General features: G+C 53.0%; 15 protein-coding genes, 3 rRNA genes and 2 riboswitches. Of the genes, 3 read left to right on the top strand and 15 right to left on the bottom strand.

Going from position 1 to position 24,281, the window contains the following annotated elements:
- Positions 1–86 precede the first annotated feature (86 nt).
- The 7 genes from rrf to NYE69_RS08340 all read right to left on the bottom strand — a co-directional run bounded on the left by rrf (position 87) and on the right by NYE69_RS08340 (position 8,950).
- A 5S ribosomal RNA gene (gene rrf, locus NYE69_RS08370) occupies positions 87–203 on the bottom strand.
- Positions 204–335: 132 nt separating this feature from the next.
- Positions 336–3,395: ribosomal RNA gene (locus NYE69_RS08365) — 23S ribosomal RNA — on the bottom strand.
- A 305-nt stretch (positions 3,396–3,700) separates the two neighbouring features.
- Positions 3,701–5,254 (bottom strand): 16S ribosomal RNA (locus NYE69_RS08360).
- The 16S, 23S and 5S rRNA genes sit together here, the layout of an rRNA operon.
- Positions 5,255–5,604: 350 nt before the next feature.
- Positions 5,605–5,730 carry a hypothetical protein gene (locus NYE69_RS08355; protein WP_340925772.1) on the bottom strand — a complete coding sequence of 42 codons (126 nt, stop codon included), beginning with the start codon at positions 5,728–5,730 and terminating at the stop codon, positions 5,605–5,607.
- Positions 5,727–6,806, bottom strand: coding sequence for a glycosyl hydrolase (locus NYE69_RS08350; protein ID WP_340925771.1), 1,080 nt, complete (start codon positions 6,804–6,806; stop codon positions 5,727–5,729). The genes NYE69_RS08355 and NYE69_RS08350 overlap by 4 nt, the downstream gene beginning before the upstream one ends.
- 30 nt (positions 6,807–6,836) lie before the next feature.
- The gene (locus tag NYE69_RS08345) at positions 6,837–8,237 is read right to left on the bottom strand and encodes a sensor histidine kinase (protein ID WP_340925770.1); all 1,401 of its coding nucleotides are present in this window, start codon (positions 8,235–8,237) and stop codon (positions 6,837–6,839) included.
- Complete coding sequence (locus tag NYE69_RS08340) at positions 8,237–8,950, bottom strand: response regulator transcription factor (RefSeq protein ID WP_278737977.1); 714 nt, start codon at positions 8,948–8,950, stop codon at positions 8,237–8,239. Before NYE69_RS08340 ends, NYE69_RS08345 begins: the two co-directional genes overlap by 1 nt.
- A 153-nt stretch (positions 8,951–9,103) precedes the next feature.
- Between NYE69_RS08340 and NYE69_RS08335 the strand changes: the two genes are divergently transcribed.
- From NYE69_RS08335 to NYE69_RS08325, 3 genes are read left to right on the top strand one after another with little or no spacing between them, the layout of a single operon-like run.
- Entirely contained in the window at positions 9,104–10,021 is a 918-nt protein-coding gene (locus NYE69_RS08335; RefSeq protein ID WP_340925769.1) for an ABC transporter ATP-binding protein, read from the top strand.
- On the top strand, positions 10,021–10,776 hold the full coding sequence (locus NYE69_RS08330) for an ABC transporter permease (protein ID WP_278737973.1): 756 nt from the start codon (positions 10,021–10,023) through the stop codon (positions 10,774–10,776). Before NYE69_RS08335 ends, NYE69_RS08330 begins: the two co-directional genes overlap by 1 nt.
- Before the next feature lie 11 nt (positions 10,777–10,787).
- Entirely contained in the window at positions 10,788–11,522 is a 735-nt protein-coding gene (locus NYE69_RS08325; protein WP_278737971.1) for an ABC transporter permease, read from the top strand.
- Between the two features lie 42 nt (positions 11,523–11,564).
- Here the strand turns inward: NYE69_RS08325 and NYE69_RS08320 are convergent, their stop codons facing one another.
- The 8 genes from NYE69_RS08320 to NYE69_RS08285 form a co-directional block, all read right to left on the bottom strand.
- Complete coding sequence (locus tag NYE69_RS08320; RefSeq protein WP_340925768.1) at positions 11,565–13,259, bottom strand: polysaccharide deacetylase; 1,695 nt, start codon at positions 13,257–13,259, stop codon at positions 11,565–11,567.
- A 2-nt stretch (positions 13,260–13,261) separates the two neighbouring features.
- Entirely contained in the window at positions 13,262–15,217 is a 1,956-nt protein-coding gene (locus tag NYE69_RS08315) for a glycosyltransferase family 2 protein (RefSeq protein WP_278737967.1), read from the bottom strand.
- A gap of 27 nt (positions 15,218–15,244) precedes the next feature.
- On the bottom strand, positions 15,245–16,567 hold the full coding sequence (locus NYE69_RS08310; RefSeq protein ID WP_328273542.1) for a nucleotide sugar dehydrogenase: 1,323 nt from the start codon (positions 16,565–16,567) through the stop codon (positions 15,245–15,247).
- A gap of 60 nt (positions 16,568–16,627) precedes the next feature.
- The gene (locus NYE69_RS08305; protein ID WP_328273543.1) at positions 16,628–18,124 is read right to left on the bottom strand and encodes a polysaccharide deacetylase family protein; all 1,497 of its coding nucleotides are present in this window, start codon (positions 18,122–18,124) and stop codon (positions 16,628–16,630) included.
- A gap of 72 nt (positions 18,125–18,196) precedes the next feature.
- Positions 18,197–18,312: riboswitch (cyclic di-GMP riboswitch) on the bottom strand.
- Between the two features lie 392 nt (positions 18,313–18,704).
- Complete coding sequence (locus tag NYE69_RS08300) at positions 18,705–20,075, bottom strand: NCS2 family permease (protein ID WP_036626068.1); 1,371 nt, start codon at positions 20,073–20,075, stop codon at positions 18,705–18,707.
- 151 nt (positions 20,076–20,226) lie between these two features.
- Positions 20,227–20,327: riboswitch (purine riboswitch) on the bottom strand.
- Positions 20,328–20,478: 151 nt separating this feature from the next.
- Positions 20,479–22,134 carry a thiol reductant ABC exporter subunit CydC gene (gene cydC, locus NYE69_RS08295; RefSeq protein WP_340925767.1) on the bottom strand — a complete coding sequence of 552 codons (1,656 nt, stop codon included), beginning with the start codon at positions 22,132–22,134 and terminating at the stop codon, positions 20,479–20,481.
- Positions 22,127–23,863, bottom strand: coding sequence for an ABC transporter ATP-binding protein/permease (locus NYE69_RS08290; RefSeq protein ID WP_340925766.1), 1,737 nt, complete (start codon positions 23,861–23,863; stop codon positions 22,127–22,129). The genes cydC and NYE69_RS08290 overlap by 8 nt, the downstream gene beginning before the upstream one ends.
- On the bottom strand, positions 23,860–24,246 hold the full coding sequence (locus NYE69_RS08285; protein WP_340925765.1) for a YbaN family protein: 387 nt from the start codon (positions 24,244–24,246) through the stop codon (positions 23,860–23,862). Before NYE69_RS08285 ends, NYE69_RS08290 begins: the two co-directional genes overlap by 4 nt.
- Positions 24,247–24,281 lie beyond the last annotated feature (35 nt).

Genomic DNA, 24,281 nt, shown 5'->3' with positions numbered 1-24,281 from the left:
GTACAACGTTCTATCCATCTCATCGCGCTGCAGCATTCCGAAAATGCAAAAAACACCGCCGAGTTATCAGCGGTGCTCTTCTTCATGCTTGGCGGCGTCCTACTCTCCCAGGACCCTTCGGTCCAAGTACCATCGGCGCTGGAGGGCTTAACGGTCGTGTTCGGGATGGGTACGCGTGGAACCCCTCCGCCATCGCCACCAAACGATTCAAGGTTAATCCTTGAAAACTGGATACGAAACTTGATTTGCGTGTTAGCCCCTATTCAGTTCCCGGGGTCCCCGAAAAGTAATCGGAATTACCTTCGAAGCCTCGCGTCACTTTTTGGGGTATCATTTTGGATAAGCCCTCGACCGATTAGTACCTGTCAGCTCCATGCATTGCTGCACTTCCACCTCAGGCCTATCAACCTCGTCGTCTTCAAGGGGTCTTACTAATTGGGAAATCTCATCTTGAGGGGGGCTTCACGCTTAGATGCTTTCAGCGCTTATCCCGTCCGCACTTAGCTACCCAGCTGTGCTCCTGGCGGAACAACTGGTACACCAGCGGTGCGTCCATCCCGGTCCTCTCGTACTAAGGACAGCTCCTCTCAAATTTCCTGCGCCCACGACAGATAGGGACCGAACTGTCTCACGACGTTCTGAACCCAGCTCGCGTACCGCTTTAATGGGCGAACAGCCCAACCCTTGGGACCTACTTCAGCCCCAGGATGCGATGAGCCGACATCGAGGTGCCAAACCTCCCCGTCGATGTGGACTCTTGGGGGAGATAAGCCTGTTATCCCCAGGGTAGCTTTTATCCGTTGAGCGATGGCCCTTCCATGCGGTACCACCGGATCACTAAGCCCGACTTTCGTCCCTGCTCGACTTGTCAGTCTCGCAGTCAAGCTCCCTTTTGCCTTTGCACTCTGCGAATGATTTCCAACCATTCTGAGGGAACCTTGGGGCGCCTCCGTTACTCTTTAGGAGGCGACCGCCCCAGTCAAACTGCCCGCCTGACACGGTCCCCGTACCGGCTTACGGTACTGGGTTAGAACTCCGATACGATCAGGGTGGTATCCCAACGTCGCCTCCATGGAAGCTTGCGCTCCCACTTCCTAGGCTCCCACCTATCCTGTACAAATCGTATCAAAGTCCAATATCAAGCTGCAGTAAAGCTCCATGGGGTCTTTCCGTCTTGTCGCGGGTAACCTGCATCTTCACAGGTATTAAAATTTCACCGGATCTCTCGTTGAGACAGCGCCCAAGTCGTTACGCCATTCGTGCGGGTCAGAATTTACCTGACAAGGAATTTCGCTACCTTAGGACCGTTATAGTTACGGCCGCCGTTTACTGGGGCTTCGGTTCACAGCTTCGGGTTTAACCCCTAACCGCTCCCCTTAACCTTCCAGCACCGGGCAGGCGTCAGCCCGTATACTTCGCCTTGCGGCTTCGCACAGACCTGTGTTTTTGCTAAACAGTCGCTTGGGCCTTTTCACTGCGGCCCCCTCGAGCTATTCACTCTACCGGGGCACCCCTTCTCCCGAAGTTACGGGGTCATTTTGCCGAGTTCCTTAACGAGAGTTCTTCCGCGCGCCTTAGAATTCTCTTCTCGCCTACCTGTGTCGGTTTGCGGTACGGGCACCTTCTCCTGGCTAGAGGCTTTTCTCGGCAGTGTGAGATCATGACCTTCGGTACTGTAAATTTTCCCTCCCCATCACAGCCCAGCCTTACGGTGTGCGGATTTGCCTACACACCAGCCTCACTGCTTGGACGGGGCATTCCATCGCCCCGCGTCACTACCCTCCTGCGTCACCCCATCGCTCATAACGGATTATGGTGGTACAGGAATTAGAGCCTGTTGTCCTTCGACTACGCCTTTCGGCCTCGCCTTAGGTCCCGACTTACCCTGAGCGGACGAACCTTCCTCAGGAACCCTTAGGCTTTCGGCGGATCAGATTCTCACTGATCTTTTCGTTACTCATACCGGCATTCTCACTTGTATGCTGTCCAGCGCTCCTTACGGTACACCTTCAACCTACATACAACGCTCCCCTACCCCTGAATCGACTTCACTCCTGCTTCGAAGTCCTGTGTTTAACCCCGGGGTGCATTTGGCCGAAACCTTTGAACAATATTCATCGGTAGCTTTCGGCAAAAATGTACCTGGTTAACACCGCCTCAAAGAAGCAGTGAAGTCGATTCAAGCCATAGCTTCGGTGGTGTGTTTAGCCCCGTTACATTTTCGGCGCAGAGTCACTCGACCAGTGAGCTATTACGCACTCTTTAAATGGTGGCTGCTTCTAAGCCAACATCCTGGTTGTCTGTGCAACTCCACATCCTTTCCCACTTAACACACACTTGGGGACCTTAGCTGATGGTCTGGGCTGTTTCCCTTTTGACAATGGATCTTAGCACTCACTGTCTGACTCCCGGTGAATCAGTCTATGGCATTCGGAGTTTGACTGAGCTTGGTAACCCTTGCGGGCCCCGCACCCAATCAGTGCTCTACCTCCACGACTGTCACACCGAGGCTAGCCCTAAAGCTATTTCGGGGAGAACCAGCTATCTCCGAGTTCGATTGGAATTTCTCCGCTACCCCCACCTCATCCCCGCACTTTTCAACGTACGTGGGTTCGGGCCTCCAGTGCGTGTTACCGCACCTTCACCCTGGACAGGGGTAGATCACACGGTTTCGGGTATACGCCTGCAAACTCATTCGCCCTATTCAGACTCGCTTTCGCTGCGGCTCCGGCTTCTCGCCTTAACCTTGCTTGCAAACGTAACTCGCCGGTTCATTCTACAAAAGGCACGCCATCACCCATATAGAGGGCTCTGACTTCTTGTAAGCACACGGTTTCAGGTTCTGTTTCACTCCCCTTCCGGGGTGCTTTTCACCTTTCCCTCACGGTACTGCTTCACTATCGGTCGCTAGGGAGTATTTAGCCTTACCAGATGGTCCTGGCAGATTCATACGGGGTTTCACGTGCCCCGCACTACTCGGGATCCGTCTCGGAGGGCGAAGACTTTCGATTACAGGGCTTTTACCTTCTCTGGCCGGCCTTTCCAGACCTGTTCGTCTAACCTCTGCCTTTGTAACTCCATGTGAGACGTCCCACAACCCCGAAGAGCAAGCTCTTCGGTTTAGGCTAATCCGCGTTCGCTCGCCGCTACTGACGGAATCACTATTGTTTTCTCTTCCTCAGGGTACTTAGATGTTTCAGTTCCCCTGGTATGCCTCTTCACCACCTATGGATTCAGTGATGAGTGACTAGGTATTACCCCAGCCGGGTTTCCCCATTCGGACATCCCCGGATCGATGCTTGCTTACAGCTCCCCGAGGCAGTTTCGTTGTTCGCCACGTCCTTCTTCGGCTCCTAGCGCCTAGGCATCCTCCGTGTGCTCTTAGTAGCTTAACCATGATTTTTCCCGAAGGAAAAACATCAAACCACTAATATCTTCACTTGTTTTGACACAAGTTCAGCTAAAAGGATTGTTCTAAAACGCAAATTTCGTTTCGTTATCCAGTTTTCAAGGATCAAGTTTCTTCGCCGTTTTACCGGCGGAAGAATATCTTATCATCTCCCGCCTTACCGTTCAACCGGTAAGTGTTGGGAAGATAAGCTTGAGAGTTGAACTCTCAAAACTGACCAACGAGTGAGTAAGTTCGCTAACCCGAGTTAGCTATTTGAATGCTTCCATCGCAGGAAGCGATTCTCCATAGAAAGGAGGTGATCCAGCCGCACCTTCCGATACGGCTACCTTGTTACGACTTCACCCCAATCATCTACCCCACCTTCGGCGGCTGGCCCCTTGCGGTTACCTCACCGACTTCGGGTGTTGTAAACTCTCGTGGTGTGACGGGCGGTGTGTACAAGACCCGGGAACGTATTCACCGCGGCATGCTGATCCGCGATTACTAGCAATTCCGACTTCATGCAGGCGAGTTGCAGCCTGCAATCCGAACTGAGACCGGCTTTTCTAGGATTCGCTCCAGATCGCTCCTTCGCTTCCCGTTGTACCGGCCATTGTAGTACGTGTGTAGCCCAGGTCATAAGGGGCATGATGATTTGACGTCATCCCCACCTTCCTCCGGTTTGTCACCGGCAGTCACTCTAGAGTGCCCAACTTCACTTGCTGGCAACTAAAGTCAAGGGTTGCGCTCGTTGCGGGACTTAACCCAACATCTCACGACACGAGCTGACGACAACCATGCACCACCTGTCTCCTCTGTCCCGAAGGAAAGCCATATCTCTACAGCGGTCAGAGGGATGTCAAGACCTGGTAAGGTTCTTCGCGTTGCTTCGAATTAAACCACATACTCCACTGCTTGTGCGGGTCCCCGTCAATTCCTTTGAGTTTCAGCCTTGCGGCCGTACTCCCCAGGCGGAGTGCTTAATGTGTTTACTTCGGCACCAAGGGTATCGAAACCCCTAACACCTAGCACTCATCGTTTACGGCGTGGACTACCAGGGTATCTAATCCTGTTTGCTCCCCACGCTTTCGCGCCTCAGCGTCAGTTACAGCCCAGAGAGTCGCCTTCGCCACTGGTGTTCCTCCACATCTCTACGCATTTCACCGCTACACGTGGAATTCCACTCTCCTCTTCTGCACTCAAGCCGTCCAGTTTCCAGTGCGACCCGGGGTTGAGCCCCAGGATTAAACACCAGACTTAAACAGCCGCCTGCGCGCGCTTTACGCCCAATAATTCCGGACAACGCTTGCCCCCTACGTATTACCGCGGCTGCTGGCACGTAGTTAGCCGGGGCTTTCTTCTCAGGTACCGTCACTCTCCTGGCAGTTACTCCAGAAGACGTTCTTCCCTGGCAACAGAGCTTTACGATCCGAAAACCTTCATCACTCACGCGGCGTTGCTCCGTCAGACTTTCGTCCATTGCGGAAGATTCCCTACTGCTGCCTCCCGTAGGAGTCTGGGCCGTGTCTCAGTCCCAGTGTGGCCGTTCACCCTCTCAGGTCGGCTACGCATCGTCGCCTTGGTGAGCCGTTACCCCACCAACTAGCTAATGCGCCGCAGGCCCATCCGTAAGTGACAGATTGCTCCGCCTTTCCCAAGCCTCCCATGCGAGAGACTTGATTATCCGGTATTAGCTACCGTTTCCGGTAGTTATCCCGGTCTTACGGGCAGGTTGCCTACGTGTTACTCACCCGTCCGCCGCTAACCATCAGGAGTGCAAGCACTCCATCAGGTCCGCTCGACTTGCATGTATTAGGCACGCCGCCAGCGTTCGTCCTGAGCCAGGATCAAACTCTCCAATAAAGGTTGTTTGACTTGCTCATTTAGAAAAACTGACGAGAATTTTAATTCTCATTTAATACTCACTCGTTGTTCAGTTTTCAAAGATCAACTTCGCTTTTTCATTGCCGCTTCAATATCTCGTTCGCAGCAGCAACTCTTATAATATATCACGCTTAATTCATCATTGCAAGAGTTTTTTTAAAATCAGATATTTCCAACTGTTATTACGGCTTCCCGTTAGGGAACCTCTCTTGCAGCGACGTTTATTAATATACCGCATCCAGCAGCCAAAGACAACCGGGAAATCGCTCCTAAAGAACCGAAATACCCCGGAGATGCCAGAGTCAACCAAGCGGAGAAGATTAAACATCTTAAGCCGCTTTGGCAAAGCTGGTTTGGCAAAGCTGGTTTGGCAAAGCCGGTTTGGCGGCGCATCGGAAACGTATCGCTTTGCCCCGTCCGTTGCCGAATGCGCTGTCCGGCTGCTCCAGCTTCAATCGATTTCCGCCAACATCTTTAAAGTTCGTTGACTCAATCCGCCCAACCTCCAAATGGCGATACGGTGGCACCCGGCTTCGCGCGCCGTCACAATCCAACTGCGCAAAGTTACGCCGTCAGCATACCAAACGGTCGTTTCGCCTCCGTCAGCGTCCGTATATTTAAAATGAAGGCTTCCGCTGGCTTTGTCGCGCTCCACTCCGTCTTTACTCAATTCGGAAAGCCCGCCGGCTTCCTTCTCGGTGACCGCCGCAACCTCTCCTTTTTCATTCCAGGCAAATCCCCCCGTAGCTAGGGCCAGACGCTTGTTTCCCGGGATAGACGCCATTTTGCCGACAAGCTCTTTAATGAACTTTTTGTCCGCTTTAGGTCCGGGACCGCTGTGCGAGCCATATAAATTGTAAGCCATTACCACATATTCGGGCCCCTTCGGCAGCTTCAACCTTTTTAGCGGCGCACCCGGCTCCAGTACAACCCGCAATTTACGTCCGTCCTGAAGCAGTTCCTGATACAATTCGTTGTAAAAAGCGACCACACCGTTCCAATCGCCGTCCTTGATTTTCTCGTAATCTATTTCCACGCCATCCAGATCAAGCTGATCGACCAGGTTCAAAATTTCCCGGATATGCTCCCGGCGGGCTTCCCCGCTTTGGGTTAAACGTTTCGTCAGATCGGAGTCCTTTTGCACGACCGAGCCATCTTCGCTCCTCAGGTCATTGACGATCGTCAAAAACAGCCCGCCATCGGCCTGGCGAAGGGAGGCGTCATTCGCCAAGCTATCCCGAAACGTATCCGCTAAATAAAGATGCCCCGACGCATCGAAATAAGCCGCAAACATCTGCAGTTCTGATAAGCGGGAACCTAACGCGCCGTAGTCTTCCTCTCCGGAATCCAGCTGCCAATCTACGATCCAAGCAGACAAATCGGTGGGCCGGCTAACGTTCTCCTGAATGGTATTTACCCGGCCTTCCGCTCTGTTTATATAGATGTAATAGATCCCCCCGCATACAATGACGATCATAGCGACGGCCACAATGAATAATGACGATTTTCGTATAAACAGGCTCTTAAACAAAAGGCGCGACTCCTCTTCTTTTAATTAAAATCAGTCCGCTTGTCCCCCTAGTACGAAATACGGAAGCTCCAGCGTTGCCTGAAATCCTTCGTTTAGATCGCTTGCAAGCAGAAGTCTGCCGCCATGCGCCGTTGCAATCCGCGCAACCATCGGCAAGCCTAGCCCATGGCCGTGTTTTCTTAAACGCTTGCGGGTTGACGAATACGGCAGCTTCAGCAAGTCCGGCAGTTCGGAACGCTCCGTTCCTTGGCCATCATCCGATACGATCAAGAGGCACCTGGAGCGTTCCGTATCACTTGCCGTCCGTAAAACGATCCGGCAGCCTTGCGGATTATGGATGATACTATTTTGTACTAAATTCGATACGGCGCGCAACAGCAGCTTTTCATCCGCCCGCACCTTTATTTTCTCGTCATTTAATTCCAGCTCAATAGCATACCTGTCCGTATCCAAGCCCTGATTGAGAAAGTCGGAAGCTGCCTGTCTGACGACCGCGGACACACGTACCTCTTTGATGCTCAAAGGCTGCATATCATATTCCAGCATGGAGACCAGGTTCAAGTCGTGGATCAGGGAACGCAGCTTCTCGCCTTGCCGGCGAATGATTCCCGCTTGCTGCCGCTGTTCCAAGGGCAAATCCGGGTGCTCCTCCAAATCGCTGGCATAACCCAGGATCATCGACAACGGGGTACGGACATCGTGCGAAATCCCGGCGATCCAATTGGAACGCGCTTCATCCTTCGCTTTAAGCGCCCTGTTCTGTTCCCGCAGCATCCTGGAAGCAGCATTGATACTGTCCGCCAAATCGTGGAAAATACTTTTGGCTTTGACCTGGATCGGCTCTTGCTTCGTCAGTCCGTAAATCCCGCCGACCAGCGGTTTTATGCTTCGCATGCACCATGCGCCCAAGCAGACCGACAACACGATAAACAGGACCAGATTACACACCAGCAAAAGAACGATTCGGATCGGCAAAGATTGAATCCAATCCTTGTAGTAGCTGACCTGGTACTTCGCATAAGTATGTTGAGGATACCCCACTACAAGCAGCCCCGTGCCTTTCTCCCATACGAACACCGGGTAATCCAGCAGATAATTGCGCGAGAACTTGGCTACATCCACTAAGCTGTACGTATGCGGAAGCTGGCTTGGCAATCGGTATTCCCAGGCGACTTCCCCTTTTGAATCGAGCAGCATGGCCCAAGCTTCATGTTCATCCAGCAGCTTCGCCGCCGGGGCGGCAAGCCGATAATGATCCGGGTGAACCTCCAGTTGTTCCGCTACTTCCTTAACCACCGACTCCGGGTTCCGCTGTTTATTTTCGCTAAATACGATCGTGCTTAGCAGCACCAGATTAAAGGCCATAAGCAAGAGGGAAAGCAGCATGGTAGCGCCGATAAACCGCCTAAGCATCGTCATGACTCCCTGCATTACGGCGCCTCCTTCACCTGTAGCTTATACCCCAATCCCCTGACCGTGAGCAGATGCCGCGGACGCGACGGATCGGCTTCAATTTTTTCCCGGATGCGGCGAATGTGCACCATCAGCGTGTTTTCGTAACTAAAGCTGTCATCTCCCCATACCGCCTGGCAAATGGCATCCGACGTGACGATCCGGCCTTCGTTCTCGTAAAGCTTCAATAGAAGCATGCGCTCCTTGGCCGTTAACGGCCATTCCTCTTGATTGCGCCTTACAGCAGCACTTTCCAGATCAATCTCAATGTCCCCCAGACAAAACGCGGGCAAACGTTCCGGAGCAGCGGAAGCAAAAGTCCGTTTCAAAATGGCCTGCAAACGCAAAAGCAACTCGCGCGGCAAAAACGGTTTAACCAAATAATCGTCCGCTCCGAGCCCCAGCCCCAGCAGCCGATCCTCGTCTTCCCCCCGGGCGGACAACATCAATACGGGCATCTCGGAAAACGCACGGATTGCGCTTAACAGACCAAAGCCGTCCCCATCCGGAAGCATCACGTCCAGGATGGCGATATCCGGCTTGTCCGTCCGGCATATGGCTAACGCCGCAGCGCAGTTCTCCGCCCGATATATGCGATAATAACCTTCCTTGCGCAAAAAACGTTCGATCATCACGCGTATTTCCGGCTCATCGTCCACAATGAGTATTTTTTTGTCTTTTAAATTTTCCATGCATTCTCACCCGTTCTCATTATACATGGTAGACGGGCTTCGCCCCCCCGGAATCCCGCGATTTAAGGTTGTCGTAAGGTTGCCGTAAGCCCCGCGAAAGGTACGGACTATAAAGTGAAAAGAAAACAACATAAAAACGGAGTTGAATGAACAATGAATTCCCGGGCGCTTATCGCAACGCATAACTTGTCCAAAATGTACAACGGGGTCTATCGGGTAAACAAAGTTAATCTTGCCGTTCCGGAAGGGGAAATTTTCGGTTTCCTCGGGCCGAACGGTGCGGGAAAATCAACCTCTCTCAAAATGCTGCTTGGCCTGATCAAGCCGACGGAAGGCGAAGTGAGAGTTTTCGGCCGCGAACTGGCCAAAGACCGCAGGTCCATCCTCAAACAGATCGGCTCATTGATTGAATCGCCATCTTATTACGGTCATTTGACGGGCTGGGAGAACCTGAAAATCATGCAGCGTCTGCACGATGCGCCGGCCAAAAATTTATACGAGGTTTTGCGCATCGTCCGGCTGGAAAAACAAAAAGACAAGCGGGTCGATCATTACTCGCTCGGCATGAAACAGCGGCTGGGAATCGCCATGGCGCTGCTTGCCTTTCCAAGGCTGCTCATCCTCGACGAGCCTACCAATGGACTCGATCCTGCGGGAATTTTGGAAATCAGGGAACTGATCAAATCGCTGCCCGCGCGTTATGGAATGACCGTAATGTTATCCAGCCACCTGCTTTCGGAAATCGAGCAAATCGCCAGCTCGGTGGGAATTATCAGCAACGGCCAGCTGCTGTTCCAAGGGACCATGGGGCAGCTCCAGGCCAAAACGAAAGTCTCCATCTCCTTAAAAACTTCCGACAACCAAGCGGCGGAACGCTTGCTCTTAAAACACGGCTTTCAAGCCTCTTCCAGGGGTCCGCGCCTGCTGTTCGACCATCTTGACGATACTTTAACCGCGCAGGTCAACCGCTTGTTGGTCGACAGCGGACTGGACGTGTTCAGAATCGAGGAGCGAAAAAAAAGCCTGGAAGATATCTTTTTGGAGCTGACGGGAAAGGAGCGCAGTCTGTAATGAAGGAATTGACTTTAGAGTTTTTTAAGCTGCGCCGCAAAAAAATCGGATGGATGATTGCGATTTTTTTGGCGGCCGAAGTACTGTGGATCTTCATGATCACCAGCTACACGCTTGCCCGCCATCCCGAAAACGTCGGATGGGAATACGTCCTATTGATGCTTTCCACGCTGAACGGACTTTTTCTTCCCATCATTTCGGCCGTGGTCGTTTCCCGCCTCTGCGATATGGAACATAAGGGAACGACGTGGAAGATGCTGATGGCAACCAACGTCAGCCGTAACCGCATCTACTTGGCCAAGTGGATTTGCGCCAATACGCTGCTGCTCTGCGGAGCCGCTTTCCAGATAGGCGCCTTGTCGGCTTTCGGGGTATTTAAAAATTTCCCGGATCCGCTGCCGCTCGTGCTGTTGGTCCGCCTTCTGGCCGGCACGCTCCTGACAAACCTTGCCGTCACCGCGCTGCAGCAATGGATTTCCCTCACGTTCAAAAACCAGACCTTTGCGCTGACGCTCGGCATGGCCGGCGGCTTTTTAGGGGTTACGGCCAGTTTCTTTCCCGCGTCCATTCGCAAGTTATTCGTCTGGTCCTACTATACGGAAATGTCTCCTATCGGCATGTCTTATAACGCCTTGGCGGAAACCAGCCGCTATTTCGTGTTGCCCGCGCAAGCCGGAAACGGGGTGGCCGCTCTGCTGATGATTGCGATATTCTATACGGCCGGATGCCTTCACGCATCCCGCCAAGAAATATAAGGAGGTTTCCCATGATCCGAAGCATTGGCGCCGAATGGCTCAAACTGCGCCGAGGACGTATCTGGATAACGATGATCGTGTTGCCCGTACTCAGCTTGTCCATCGGTTGCTTCAACTACTATTCCAATCAGGAGATTCTAGACCAAGCATGGTATAGCTTGTGGACTCAAGTCAGCCTATTTTACGGCGAATTTTTCTTTCCCGTTCTCATCGCCATTTGCTGCGCGTATATGTGCAGGCTGGAGCATGTCAACCGGAATTGGAACCTGGTGCATACCGCCCCTGTCTCCGCCGCCAGCATTTACTTCGGCAAACTGTCCGCCGTTGCGGTTTTGATTTTTGGCGTTCAAACTTTGTTTACCGCCTTATATATACTCGCGGGCCTCCTTCTCTCGCTGCCGCTTGCGGATCTTCCCGCGGAACTGGCCGGATGGGCTTTGCGCGGCTGGATCGCCGCGATTTCGATCGCGTCCATGCAGCTTTTCTTCTCCTTCAGGATACGCAGCTTCGCCCTTCCCGTCGGCATCAGCATATGCTGCTCCATGCTCGGTCTCGGTCTGTATATCCTAAACATGAGGTTCTTTTTCCCGTTTAGCTTGTTGACAACCGGCATGGGCGTATTGGACCAAAATGGGCTAACAGGGCCGGAAAACGGACTGTTCGTGTTCATCAACGCGGTTTATATTTCCGTATTTTCAGCCATGGCGATACACCGGCTGCGGACAGCGGATGTCGTCGCCGCATAGAAACGGGGCCTTTCGATAAGAAAGGCCCTCTGGTTTCTTCATTTAAAAGGTTTCAACCGCCCAATCAACCAGTGCGTCAAACGTCCATTTAACGCCGTTGACCGCCTTTTGCAGCGGGGTGTATCCGTTCGAGAACAGCACTTTGCCCGGCGGCTCATCCGTGCCGCTTTGCCCTGCCTCGGAAACAATCACATCGTCAAACACACCGTCGTACACCGGGTCTTGGCTATGCTCCTCGCTTGCCGAAGCTTCCAAAGCCAAACCGCCTGCGGCAAGCGCAGACGCGATTTGGATTTCCGGCGCGGCGGCCGCCCCGTCGACCTGCAGGGTCAACCCGCTGCCGGCGACCGCCACCTCCAGCTTGCGCCCAATCGCCGTCTGCTCCGATACGCCTTTTAAACTGCCGAGGTCCCGGGAAATCAACGTCTTTTCCTCCGTTTGTCCGGGCTCTTTTTGCACGACGCGAAGCAGGTTGTCTTCCACGACCACCTTTACGTAAGCATCGGCCTTGCGGTCGTACCGCAAATATACCGATTGCGAGCCGATAATGTTCCCCGCAATCTGCAGCGATACCTTCACATTTTGATAGCCGTCGCTCCCTTTAAGATAAAGCAGGCCTTTACCGCTTTCCGGGGAGGTCAGGATGATGCGGTTGCCCCTGAATTCAGCGGCCCCGCCAAGCAATTGCCAATGATCGGCCCGCTTCTTGTCGCCTTGATAGAAATCGTAAGATTCCCCGGTGTCCCCCGCGATTCTCATCAACAAATGGTTGCGATACCAGCCGGGGGAAGGCTGCAGCCGCGTCAAATCGTACAAATCGCCGCCGCTGTCATTAAAGGCTTGCCCTTCGCGGTTAAAGTGCATTTTAAACAGCCGTTCGATATTCTGGGAATTCACGTTTTCCACCAAAGGATTCATTCCGTTGTGCAGCGAATTGGCGTGCATGATCATGTACACGTTCGGAACGAATCCCAGCTTATCCCGATAAATCTGCTCCATAAGCCGGTAGTCTTGGTTAATGCGCGTTTCCATTTCCCGGCGGTTCTCCAAAGGCACCTTATCGGCGTCGCGGATGAAGTCCATCAAATAGTGCGTATAGTAACGCGCCTCGTCTTTATTCTTAAACTGCTGCTCGGTTTGCGTTCCAACGTACCGCCCGTCCTTGTCAAAAATATTGATATAGGTCAAACGGTAACCGTTGCTCCCCAATTCCCAATACCCTTTGCGCGTCAGCTTAAGCAGCTCCGGCCCCGCCAGAAATTTCGGGTCCGCGACGTCCAGCCGGTCGGCGTAGGAAAGCATCGTCGCTTTATAATTGTATTTTTCCAGCAGGGGCTGGGCGAACAAGGCGGAATCGCTGCGTCCGTCCTCAAAGCTTAGATACACTGCCCTTGGGGGCAGCGGCTTGCCGTGCTCGTAAAAATCAAGAATATCCTGCTGCGAAACCGTGACATACCCGTTTTGCCGCAAAATTTGCAGTTGCTCGTCCAGACGGCTTTTGGCGATCAGACCGCGCGTTCCGGTTCGATCCACTCCATAATAGGACAAGGCGATAAATCCCCGCGTTTGCTGCCAGGCCGCTTTGTCCGGCTCCCGGTAACGGTGGATTCCCGCCACGGCATGCACCAGCAGCACCAGCACCATAGCCAGCACCACAAATTGAACGGCCGATTTGACCGCTTTGTTCCGCTCTTTGCGTCCGACATCAAGCGCCTTGCGCGGCTTGTTTTTTCCCATAGTCAGTCAACCTCACTGTATGAACCCTTGTCCTTGTGGGAATCATTAAAAAGATTTTTAAACAATGATCTTCTCCGTTTGTTCGCTTTGCGGCTTTCTTTTTTGGCTCTGGCCTCAACATCCTGCGGCGTTTCCCGCGTACCCCAGGTGGATTTCCAGAACGTGACCCAGGCGACCGGCATTTGCCAAAGCAGCACCAGTTCGTAAAAAACACAGAATACCAAGCCGAAAATCCAAAGTTTGCTTTTACGGAACAACAGATGCGCAAAGCTCATCAATAATGCCATCAATATAAGTCCCATCAAAAATGTGCCCGGAAAAACGCCGTAAACGAGCGGCACATACACGAGATTGTACAACACAACGATCGGAGCGGCGATCGGAACGATCAGGCCTATGTAAAAAAACAGCGCCATGAACGGTTCTTTACGCCAGATGAACGTCCCGGCGCGCAGCGACTCCCGCAGCCAGGAGCGCTTCCAGCGCATCTGCTGCTTCAGGAAGACGTCCAGCTTGGACGGCACGATGGTGGAACAAATCGCGTTGTCCTGGTACCCCGTCCGATGGGAGCGAAGAATGAAGTTGGTCATGCTGCGGTCATCGCCGAACGTGGCCGGCTGGCCGAGAAATTTCTGGTTCAACCAGGCGTCCGCGTATTTGAGCACCAGCTCTTTCCGGTAACATGACAGCGGACCGGATAGACAGGTAACGCTGTCGAACCAGGATTCCGCCGCTTTCATGATGCGAAACGCGATATAATAGCGCACCGTCTGCAGCTTGGTAATTGAATTCGTATATTTGTTTTCCACGTCCGTCCGGCCGGCCACCCCGCCCATTTTCGGATCTTGAAACGGCTGCACGAGGTGAAGGATGGCGTCCGGCTCCAAAAAGCTGTCCGAATCCACGAACACGACCAAATCGTGCTTGGCCATCTCCACGCCTTTGACCAAAGCGACCCGCTTGCCTCCGTTCTCCGGCAAGACAACCAGCCTGAGGCGATTCCGAATGTCAAACCGCTCCGCTTCCTTATGCAGGCGCTCGACGATCTCGTTGATCCGCTCCACCGATCTGTCGGTCGAACGGTCGTCCACAACGATCACTTCCAGCTTGTCGATCGGATACTCCTGATTGATGCAGCTGAGCACGGTGCGCTGAATCCATTGCTCTTCGTTAAAACAAGGGATAATGATCGTCACGCCCGGCGTATAATCCGGATTGACCGGCACGTTGCGGTACAAAGCCCCAAAAAAATACCGCGTCAGCAAAAATACGGCCGCCGTTAGACTGTATAAATAAAGCAGGATATTGTATTTGAAATAGATGATGCTTTCGGCGCGCATCAGCAAAATAATCGTCATGGCGACAAACAGCAAGCCGCTGGCCGTATACACGGAATAGCCCCAACGCCGTTTCTGAAAGTAATTGTAAAGGTTGCTTTCAAAAGCAAGCGCCGCCATTGGCTTCTCCCCGTCCGGCGTATCACGGGTAAACCTGCGAACGACCGATGCTTTTATTTTCACCTTCGACTCAAAACCCTCCGGCATCGTCCCCGGCGGAATGTTGAAGCGCAGCTCGAACACATCGCCTTCACGGCATGCTTCGGCCATCTCCGATTCCAGCTCCACCAGAATCCCCGTTGAAGAAATGTCCGCGGCCATGCCGTTTATTTTGGACTTTGCGCCCGCCTTTTTCCCTTTCTTATCGGCTCCCACGGGCAGCAGCGAGACGGGAAAATCAGCCTCATAGCGCAAGCTGAGCAGACGGGGCATCTTATTGTCGCCATGATCGGCGGATTCACCGGACCCATCGTCCTTTGACCGCAACATGCCTCTGCGGTCCGACGCTTTGCGGATGTTCTCCGGATCGGGGACATGGGCAAGCAGCCGCCGATCCGCCTTGGGCGTGGAGAGAACTTCAACCGGCTTTTGTTGTGCTTTGTTCTTTTTCCTCAAGTTCATTGCCCCTTAACCTTTAAGATGGGCCCTTTACAGGCTCCAGTAATGATAACCCGAAGCTTCGAATTCGGATTTATCGAACACGGCTTTAATATCGATAAACACCTTGCTCTTGTCCGCCCCGAACAACCGGTCGTAATCCTCACGAGCCATGTTTAGAAATTCCCTGTGAGGCACGGCCAGCACCACCACGTTCAAATCCCGCAAATCGGACAGCTGCGCCAACTCCAATCCGTGCTCTTCGTACACGAGCCGCGGCTCCACCAGCGGATCGCAGACAAGCGGCTGGATATCATATTCCTTCAGCTCTGCGATAATATCCGTGACCTTCGTGTTGCGAAAATCGGGGCAATCCTCCTTGTAGGCCAGGCCGAGGATACCGACTTTCACATCCGACAAATCTTTCCGCAGGCGCATCAGCAGCTTTACGATGCTGCGGGCGACATATTTGCCCATCCCGTCGTTGATGCGCCGCCCCGCGGAAATGATTTTCGAATGGTACCCCGCATCTTCCGCTTTATAAGTTAAATAGTAAGGATCGATGCCGATGCAATGGCCGCCGACCAGCCCCGGGGTGAATTTGAGAAAATTCCATTTGGTTCCCGCCGCGGCCAGCACCGCTTTCGTGTCGATTCCCATCCGGTGAAACAGCATGGAGAGTTCGTTCATAAAAGCGATATTGATGTCGCGTTGGGCGTTTTCGATCACCTTGGCCGCCTCGGCCACGCGGATACTTTCGGCCCGGTAAACCCCCGCCTCGATCACCAGCTCGTAAACCTGGGCCACAAGACCAAGCGTCTGCTCGTCCATGCCGGAAACGATTTTCACGATGTTCTCGAGCCGGTGAACCTGATCGCCCGGATTGATTCGTTCGGGGGAATAGCCGACTTTAAAGTCGACCCCGCATGTAAGCCCCGACTCCGCCTCCAGGATCGGAACGCACACTTCCTCGGTGACGCCGGGATAAACCGTCGACTCGTAGACAACGACCGAACCGGGGCGCAAATGTTTCCCGACCCTCGCACTGGCGTTCTTGACATAAGTAAGGTCGGGCACTTTATCGTTTTGAACCGGCGTAGGCACGGCCAGGATGTAAAAGGAAGCCTCCCCCAGCCTCGCCTCATCCGAGGTAAAGTCAATCGAGCTCGCCTTGATCGCCGCGTCCCCGACATCGCCGGTCGGATCTTTCCCCGCAAGGTAATCGGCGATTTTCCGGGGACTCACGTCAAACCCGATGACGTCAGCCTTGCGGGCAAACGCGACCGCCAGCGGCAAACCTACGTACCCCAGTCCAACGACAGCCAGCTTAGCCGTCCGCTTAGCAATATGTGTGTATAACTGATCAAAATCCATAAATTCAACTCCGTTCATTTCCCGATGAGTATCCATAGTTGCTGAGCAAGCGTTCGTTCCTTATTTCATCCCGTACAGTTCGTCCAGAAGCACAAAGGAATAACCCCGCCGCTTCAATTGGTCGATTACCTCCGGCAAGGCTTCCAGCGTATGGAGACCGTCAAGCATATGCAGCAAAATAACGCTGCCGTTGGTCGTCTGCTTCAGCACCCCGTTTAAAATGTACTGCGCGTCATGGTCGGAATTCCAATCCAGGGTGGTCACATCGTACAAAGCGAGCGTCTTATACCCCGTGGCCGCGATCACCTTGGCCGTCTCCTTGTTGATCTCCCCGGTTGGAGGCCTGAACAGCATCGCCGGCTGCTGCTGAATCGCTTCGGTGATGATGCGGTGCGCCTTGACCACTTCTTCCTGCAGCTCGTCGGGCGGGATTTGCGTAATCACGGGATGGCTGTAGGTATGATTCGCCACAAGGTGACCCTCTTCGACGATAGCTCTGGCCAGGTTCGGGTTGTTCTCTACGCCGTTGGCCCGCAGAAAAAAGGTCGCTTTGACGTCATGATCCTCCAGGATCTTTAATAGGCGAGTAACCGTCAAATCGCTGCCCCAATCGTCAAAGGTCAGGGCGACGACCTTCTTGCCGTGCGGGTTCCATTTGGCGATGTCGCTGGCGTTATAAATCAGATTATAGTCCGCCTGCTCGTAATCGGGATTGATCCGGGCGGCATCGTATCCCGGGATTTGCTCCAGCGGCTTCCGCTCGCCGCCGTCACGCACCAGCTTTGCGAGCGGCACCAATTTATAGCCTACTTCTTTCGCCGCAGCCGCAATATAGGAAATGGAGGAAACCACCTCGGGATTCACGTCTGTATTTAGCGCAATAATGCCGCCGCGGCTAATGTACTTCCGTATGTAATCGCCGATTTCCTTGGCGCTTTGCATGTCGCTGTCCTTCGGATTGATGTTGTAGGAAACGACGGCCTTTAGTCCGGTTTGCGCCGCCACCAGGCGAACGTCTTCGCTCATACGGGCCCCCCGGGTCCGGACGAACTGCGGCTGCATGCCTGTCGCGTCGGCAATCAAACCGTTGGTACGGTTGATTTCTTTATAAATTTCCTCATAGCTTAAGGTCGTCAAGTCGGCGCGCGTCAACGTATTGTTCTCCACCTCGTGGCCGCGGCTGGCCAGTTCCTTGACCAAATCCGGCTCTTCGGCCGCCCGCATGCCCGGGACAAAAAACGTCGCCTTGATATGATGCTTGTCCAGTTCATCCAATAAGCGCTCGATCGTCTCGCGGTCGCCCAAACCGTCGAACGTTAGGGAAAGCTCCTTTTTGGCCGTATAGACAAAAGACAATGTTTTGCTCGGTTCCCCCGTATATCGGGCAATCGGCTGCTGCTGCAATGAGGCGGTCTGCGCCCCGGACATGGGGGAGGCCCCATTCCCATTGTCCGCCTGCGGACTGGCCCCGCTGCAGCCGGCCACCCAAAACGCTAGCAGAGCTGTGACTAATCCGATCCGAATCGACCGGGCGCCGTTTCCTACCATCGAAATCATTAGTTCACCTTCTTTTGTGAAAGTTAATTTTTTCCAATCAAAATCTTCAAAATAAAAAGACCGCCATACTTACATGGCGGCCGGACAATCATAGCGCAGCTTGCACCGCAATTCTCACCGCGGCTTGCGCACGCTTTAGACTCCAAACTTTGCGTCCTATCCTTTCGAATAGTTTGCCTTTGACTTCGCTTTATTTAATTATTCAAATTTATTATAATCGACTCCGGCTGGAAATCAATCCATAGTTTATGAAAAAAAGCGGATTCACAAAAAAATATTCAGGAATGGGGACCCGTTTCTTTCCATGCCAAACAGCCTAGAAATGGAGCTTAAAGAAGCGCGCCGATAAGTCTGCGGTGCTCTTTTGTATTGCTCCGAGATAATCCAGCAGAAAAATAAAGGCAAAAAATGTTGCTATTCCGGCGATATCCGTTCATTTGGGAGAAATAGAGGTAATTTATGTCGTTATTTTGAAGGGTAGGCGGTTTGTCGTTCCAGTGGGCGGCGGTAGAACCAAAACAAGGGCGCCTGCTCCTGACGGAGAAGGACACCCTTGTTGGTCGATCCGGTTTTCATTAAATTATTCGGTGCCAAGGAAGATATAACGCGCCAGTACGAGCACGGCCAGCACCCACATCAGCCAATGGATTTTGACTTTGTTTTTGGTGAACAGGTTGTTGAATCCGCCCAGAATGACGTAAGAGACCAAACCGGCGGCGATCCCGTTGGCGATGCTTCCGGTAAAAGGCATCAATACGATCGTCAAGAACGCCGGGAATGCATGCAGGAAGTCATCCCATTCGATCGATTTGACCTGGCCGATCATCAGCACGCCGACGATAATCAGCGCCGGAGCCGTTGCCGCGCTCGGCACAACACCGGCCAGCGGCGCGATGAACAGCGCCAGGAGGAACAAGATCCCCGTCGTTACCGAAGTGAGCCCGGTGCGTCCGCCTTCGGCCACACCAGCGGTGCTCTCTACATAGGAAGTGATCGTGCTGGTGCCAAGAAACGCGCCCGCGCTGACGCCAACCGCATCCACCAGCATCGCCTTGCCGATTTTTTTCTCGCCTTCTTCTTTGTTTTTCATCAAGCCGGCGCGGGTAGCCGTGCCGACCAAAGTGCCGAACGTATCAAACAATTCAACGAACGTGAAAACAAAAACAATTTCAAACAGACCCAGATGCAAAGCCGCACCCAGATCGAGCTTGCCCACCGCAAGATTGTCAAAAGCGGGCAGCCAGCTGGCGCCGGAAAGCCCGGAAACGTTAGTAACGCCCATCGGAATACCGATAATGGTGGTGGCGATAATCCCGATCAACAGCGCTCCTTTAACCCGCAGCGACATCAAAATGGCAATCAGGATCAAGCCGATCAACGTTAATTGAACATCGGGGCTATGGACGAAATCGCCCAGCGTGAAGTTGATGCTGCTGCCGGGAACCGTGGCGGACGTGTCCGTTACCCCCGACAGATTAGCGCCGATCAGGTTGCTCATCTTCAAACCGAGGCTGGCCACAAACAGGCCGATGCCGACCGTGATGGCCGCTTTAATGCTCTGCGGCACGGCAACCAGCAGCAGCTGGCGCACCTTCGTCACCGTCAGAATCAGAAAAATGATACCGGAAATAAATACCGCGCCGAGCGCCGCCTGCCAAGTAATCGCTCCACCCGAGCTAAGCACCACGGTCATGAAGTAAGCGTTCAGCCCCATGCCCGGTGCCAGCGCGATCGGGATGTTGACGAACAATCCCATAAGAATCGTGATCAGCCCGGCGCCAATCGTGGTGGCGAAAAATACCCCTTCCACCGGAATGCCCGCTCCGCCGGGTCCCAAAAAGATCGTGTTCACGAACAAAATGTAAGCCATCGTCATGAACGTGGTGATCCCCGCTATAATCTCCGTTCTTACATTCGTGCCGTGTTCCTTAAGCTTAAAGAACCGATCCATAAGAAAAATTCTCCCCCTTAACAATGAGTCGGAAAACGACAAAAAGCCCGAGGTCAATAAATGTTCCCCGGGTCCCGTAAGCCAGAAGAAGCATGAGAACCGCATAGGCTTTCCGGAAAAACCCGAAACTCGCTTTTCCACGCCTAAGCCCTGCGCCGCTTCTTCTCTTCGTAGCAAGATCATTTACGGTGACCTCGTAGAGACTTCCGGGCCGATTCCGGGAATTATACGAAAAAGATTTAACTGTTGTTGTCGCTTTTCCCAATGAGAGATCCGCAATTTAATATCGCGCTCTACTCCGCTATTTTAGGGCTAGCTGCAGGGCTTGTCAATAGAAATACGAATAATATATGCACCATCTTCAATTATTGTTCGGAATATCTCCAAATCTATACCTATAGTTTTAAGAAATCCTCCCGTCCGCCATATGATAAAACTCGTCGGCAATTCTCAGGGTGGAGCTTCGGTGGGAGACCAGCACAATCGTCCTATGTTTAATTTCCTCCTTCAACGATTTCAAAATGAGGGCTTCATTTAAAGCGTCCAAATTGCTGGTAGGCTCATCCAGCAGCACTAGCGGGGCATCATGGAGAAACGCCCGGGCAAGCCCGATTCTCTGCCGCTCTCCGCCCGATAGCCTGTCCCCCAGTTCCCCAACCGTCGTTTCGAAGCCTTGAGGCAGCGATTGGATAAACTCATAAACGGACGCCTTCTTGGCTGCCTCCTCCAGCTGCTCCCTCGACGCATCCGGCCTGCCTATCTTGATATTGGCCTCTATGGTGTCGTTAAACAAAAATGTATCCTGGGTGACATAGCTCTGCAGGCTCCGCAGGTTTTCCGTATTCACGTTTCTAATGTCTTCATTGGAGATACAAATCCGCCCCCTATCCGCGTCCCAGAAACGCATCAACAGCTTCAACAGGGTCGATTTGCCGGATCCGCTTTTTCCCGTGATGCCGACGATGTGGCCGGAAGCGACGGTCAAATTGACGTCTTCCAGAACAGGCTCCTTCCCATAACCAAAGGCCACCTCCATGCATTTAGCCCCGGCAAAAGCAACATCCGGCCCTCCCGTAACCTCGGGCGTTTGCTCTGGTTCATCCAGCAAGTCCAGAACTCTTCCGGCGCTGGCAAAAGTCAATAAAAGGCTGTTGGACAAATTGCTAAGGCTTACGACAGGACCAAAGGAACTGAATAAAGCAACCGTGGAAGTGACCACTCCGTCTATGCCGATTCGGCCGGCGGAAAGCAGACCGAGACCAGCCAGCAGAATGGAAAACGAAAATCCGATCACAGCCGTGTCCGTTGCCGCTTTGACCGCCCCTTCATGCCTCTTTAACCCCTTGAACTCGGCATCCAGTTCATCCGACATGCGATCGATCACATCGAGGCGTTTTTCTCCGCAACCGTATTGAATACTTTCTTTCATCCCCCTCAGGCTGTCCAAAAAATAGCTGCTCAATTCACCGAACCGGCGTTTATACACATTTCCGTGCCCTTTGTCCAACCGCGAAGCCATGGCGGGAATGAGCAACCCTACCGCCAAGTAAGCCAGAGCGGCGATCGCCGCGAGCTCGTAGCTGTATTGTGCAATAAATACTGTCATGACCGAAGATAACACGACCGCAATAGCAACGGGAGCTATGGTATGGGCATAAAAAACCTCAAGCAGCTCGATATCGCTCGTAATAATAGAAATCAGGTTTCCCTTATCCCGGCCTTCCAGCTTGGCGGGCGCAAGTCTGCGCAGCGCTCCAAAAACCTTATCCCGGATCACGGCCAAGAGCTTAAAAGCAATGTAATGTCCGCATAACTGCTCTCCATAACGAAATGCTCCCCTCAACACAGCGCATCCGGCGATAACGGCGAAACATGTTTTGATGCCGGGAACGTCCACCGTACCCGCTGCATTTAATACCGCATAACCGCCGAATACAACAATTCCGATGGCCGCCAGGAAACCAAGAACTCCCAGGAAAATGGTAAGCAGCAGGAAAGGAACAAGCGGTCCCGTCAGAGCCAGCAGCTTAAACGTAAGGCCAATCCTCCCTCTAGACATAGACCTTCTCCCTCCTTCCATAGTTTTCAATAGCATGCTGGCTGCTGAACAGCCGGGCGTATTGTCCGTTTTTCTCCAAAAGTTGCTTGTGGGTGCCGCATTCGGCAATTTTACCGGCATGAACGACTATGATTTGATCCGCCCCGACTACGTTCGCGAGCCTATGGGAAATCACAATCACCGTTTTGCTCCCCGCCAATGAGCGCATGGCCTCCATGATAATCTCTTCGCTCTCCGCATCGATATTGGAGGTTGCTTCGTCAAAGACATATATAGGGCTGTCATGCAGCAGCCCTCTGGCCAACGCCAAACGTTGGCGCTGGCCCCCCGAAAGGTTCGAACCCTGCTCCTCCAGTTTCCAGGACAAGCCCCCTTGCAGGAGTATAAATTCATCCAGCTTCACGCTGCGCAGCGCATCGAGCATCTGCTGCTCTGAAGCTTCAGGAGCTCCCATCCTGAGATTGTCTTCGACACTCCCCTTGAAAATATAGCTGTTGTAGCTGACCAAAGTCACCGCCTGCATCAGGCTTTCCTCGCCTGCTTCACGAACTTCCATGCCTCCGATGGTCAGGGAACCACCATAGCCCTTGCGGGCCCCTTGCAGCAAAGCGGCCAAGGTGCTTTTGCCGGAGCCGGATTCCCCAACGATAGCGACGAAGCCGCCTTGCGGGATGTCCAATGTAATGTCTTGAAGGGCAGGCTCGTTTCCGCCGTACGAAAAGCCAACCTTGTGAAAGCGTATATCCGCCCCTTGCAATATCCCGTTCTTCCGCTCTTCCTCCGGCAAATCCAGCAATTTGAAGATTTTGCCGCTGGCGGCCATGCCGTTCATCGCAATGTGGAAATATGACCCGAGCAGTCTCATGGGGAGAAAAAACTCGGCGGACAGCAAGATGATGAGGCAAGCCGCTCCCGGCCGTATATTACCTGCGGCAAGCTCGAGGCCGGCAATGATGATGCCAGCGGCGCTCCCTCCGTAGGCGACCAAATCCATGACCGCAACCGAATTCAGCTGCATCGTCAGCACGCTCATGGTCATCTTGCGAAAGCGCTCCGCCGCCGCGTTCATTTCTTCATGTTTGCGTTTGTCCGCCCCATAGACTTTAAGCGTGGTAAGCCCCTGCAAGTTTTCCAGAAAAGCGTTGCCAAGATTGGAATAACTTTTCCAATATTTGCCGAATAACTTCTTGGCGATCTTAACTACGGTGATAATCGAAAGCGGAATAAGAGGAACGCAGATCAGCAGAATCACCGCGGCTTTAAGACTGATCCAGGACAGCAGCGCAAACAACGTAACCGGAGCCAACAAACTGTAAAATAATTGCGGAAGGTATCTGCCGAAATACGTTTCCAGCTGCTCCACCCCTTCCACCGCCAACTGGATCATCTCCGCTGTGGAAGCTTTTTCGGTATATGTGGAACCCAGTCTCAGCAGCTTCCGGTAAATCCGCGACCGCAATTCCTTTTTGGCGTTGACGGAAGCCCGGTATGATAGCACGGCCGCTCCATAATGGCAGACAAAACGAATCGCAATGGCGATGAGAACGATGGAGGCGGCCCAGGTTACGGCAGATCCGGTCAGCGTATTTTCCCAAGCCTGCTGCAGTAAATAACCTATTGCTCCCACAGCCGCAACGCTGCACAGCAGACTGGTCCAGTTGATCAATACGATCAACCCGATATAATAGCCGGATTTGCGGACTAAAGCCAGCAATCTGCCGTTGATCATTTCGCAGCCCCTCCTCTAAGCGGCTTGGGAGCCGTTTTGATGCGGAAAATAAAATAATACGTTTTGATGATCCACACTAACCCAATCAACAACCGGACGTGCAAATTTTGCGTAAAAATAAAGACAATGGCGAGCAGTACAGAAGCCAATGCCATGATACTTAGCTTGGTCCTTAGCGGCATGGAACGGGATTCTGCGAAATCCCGCAAATATTTCCTATACAGCCGGCTCGACAGAAACCAGTCATTGAACTTCTTCGAACCTTTGGAAAAAAAGAACGCCGCCAAGAGCAGAAAAGGCGTGGTCGGCAGCACAGGCAATAAAATGCCCAATCCCCCGATACCAACGAATAAAAAACCTAATCCGACAAATACATGTTTCATATCCCATCTCCCCAACATGAGTTGTGGCCCGAAGG

Source organism: Paenibacillus sp. FSL R5-0527 (assembly GCF_038008055.1).
Taxonomy (GTDB): domain Bacteria; phylum Bacillota; class Bacilli; order Paenibacillales; family Paenibacillaceae; genus Fontibacillus; species Fontibacillus macerans.
The sequence above is the reverse complement of the archived record's forward strand: the minus strand, read 5'-3'. Positions and strand labels throughout refer to the sequence as shown.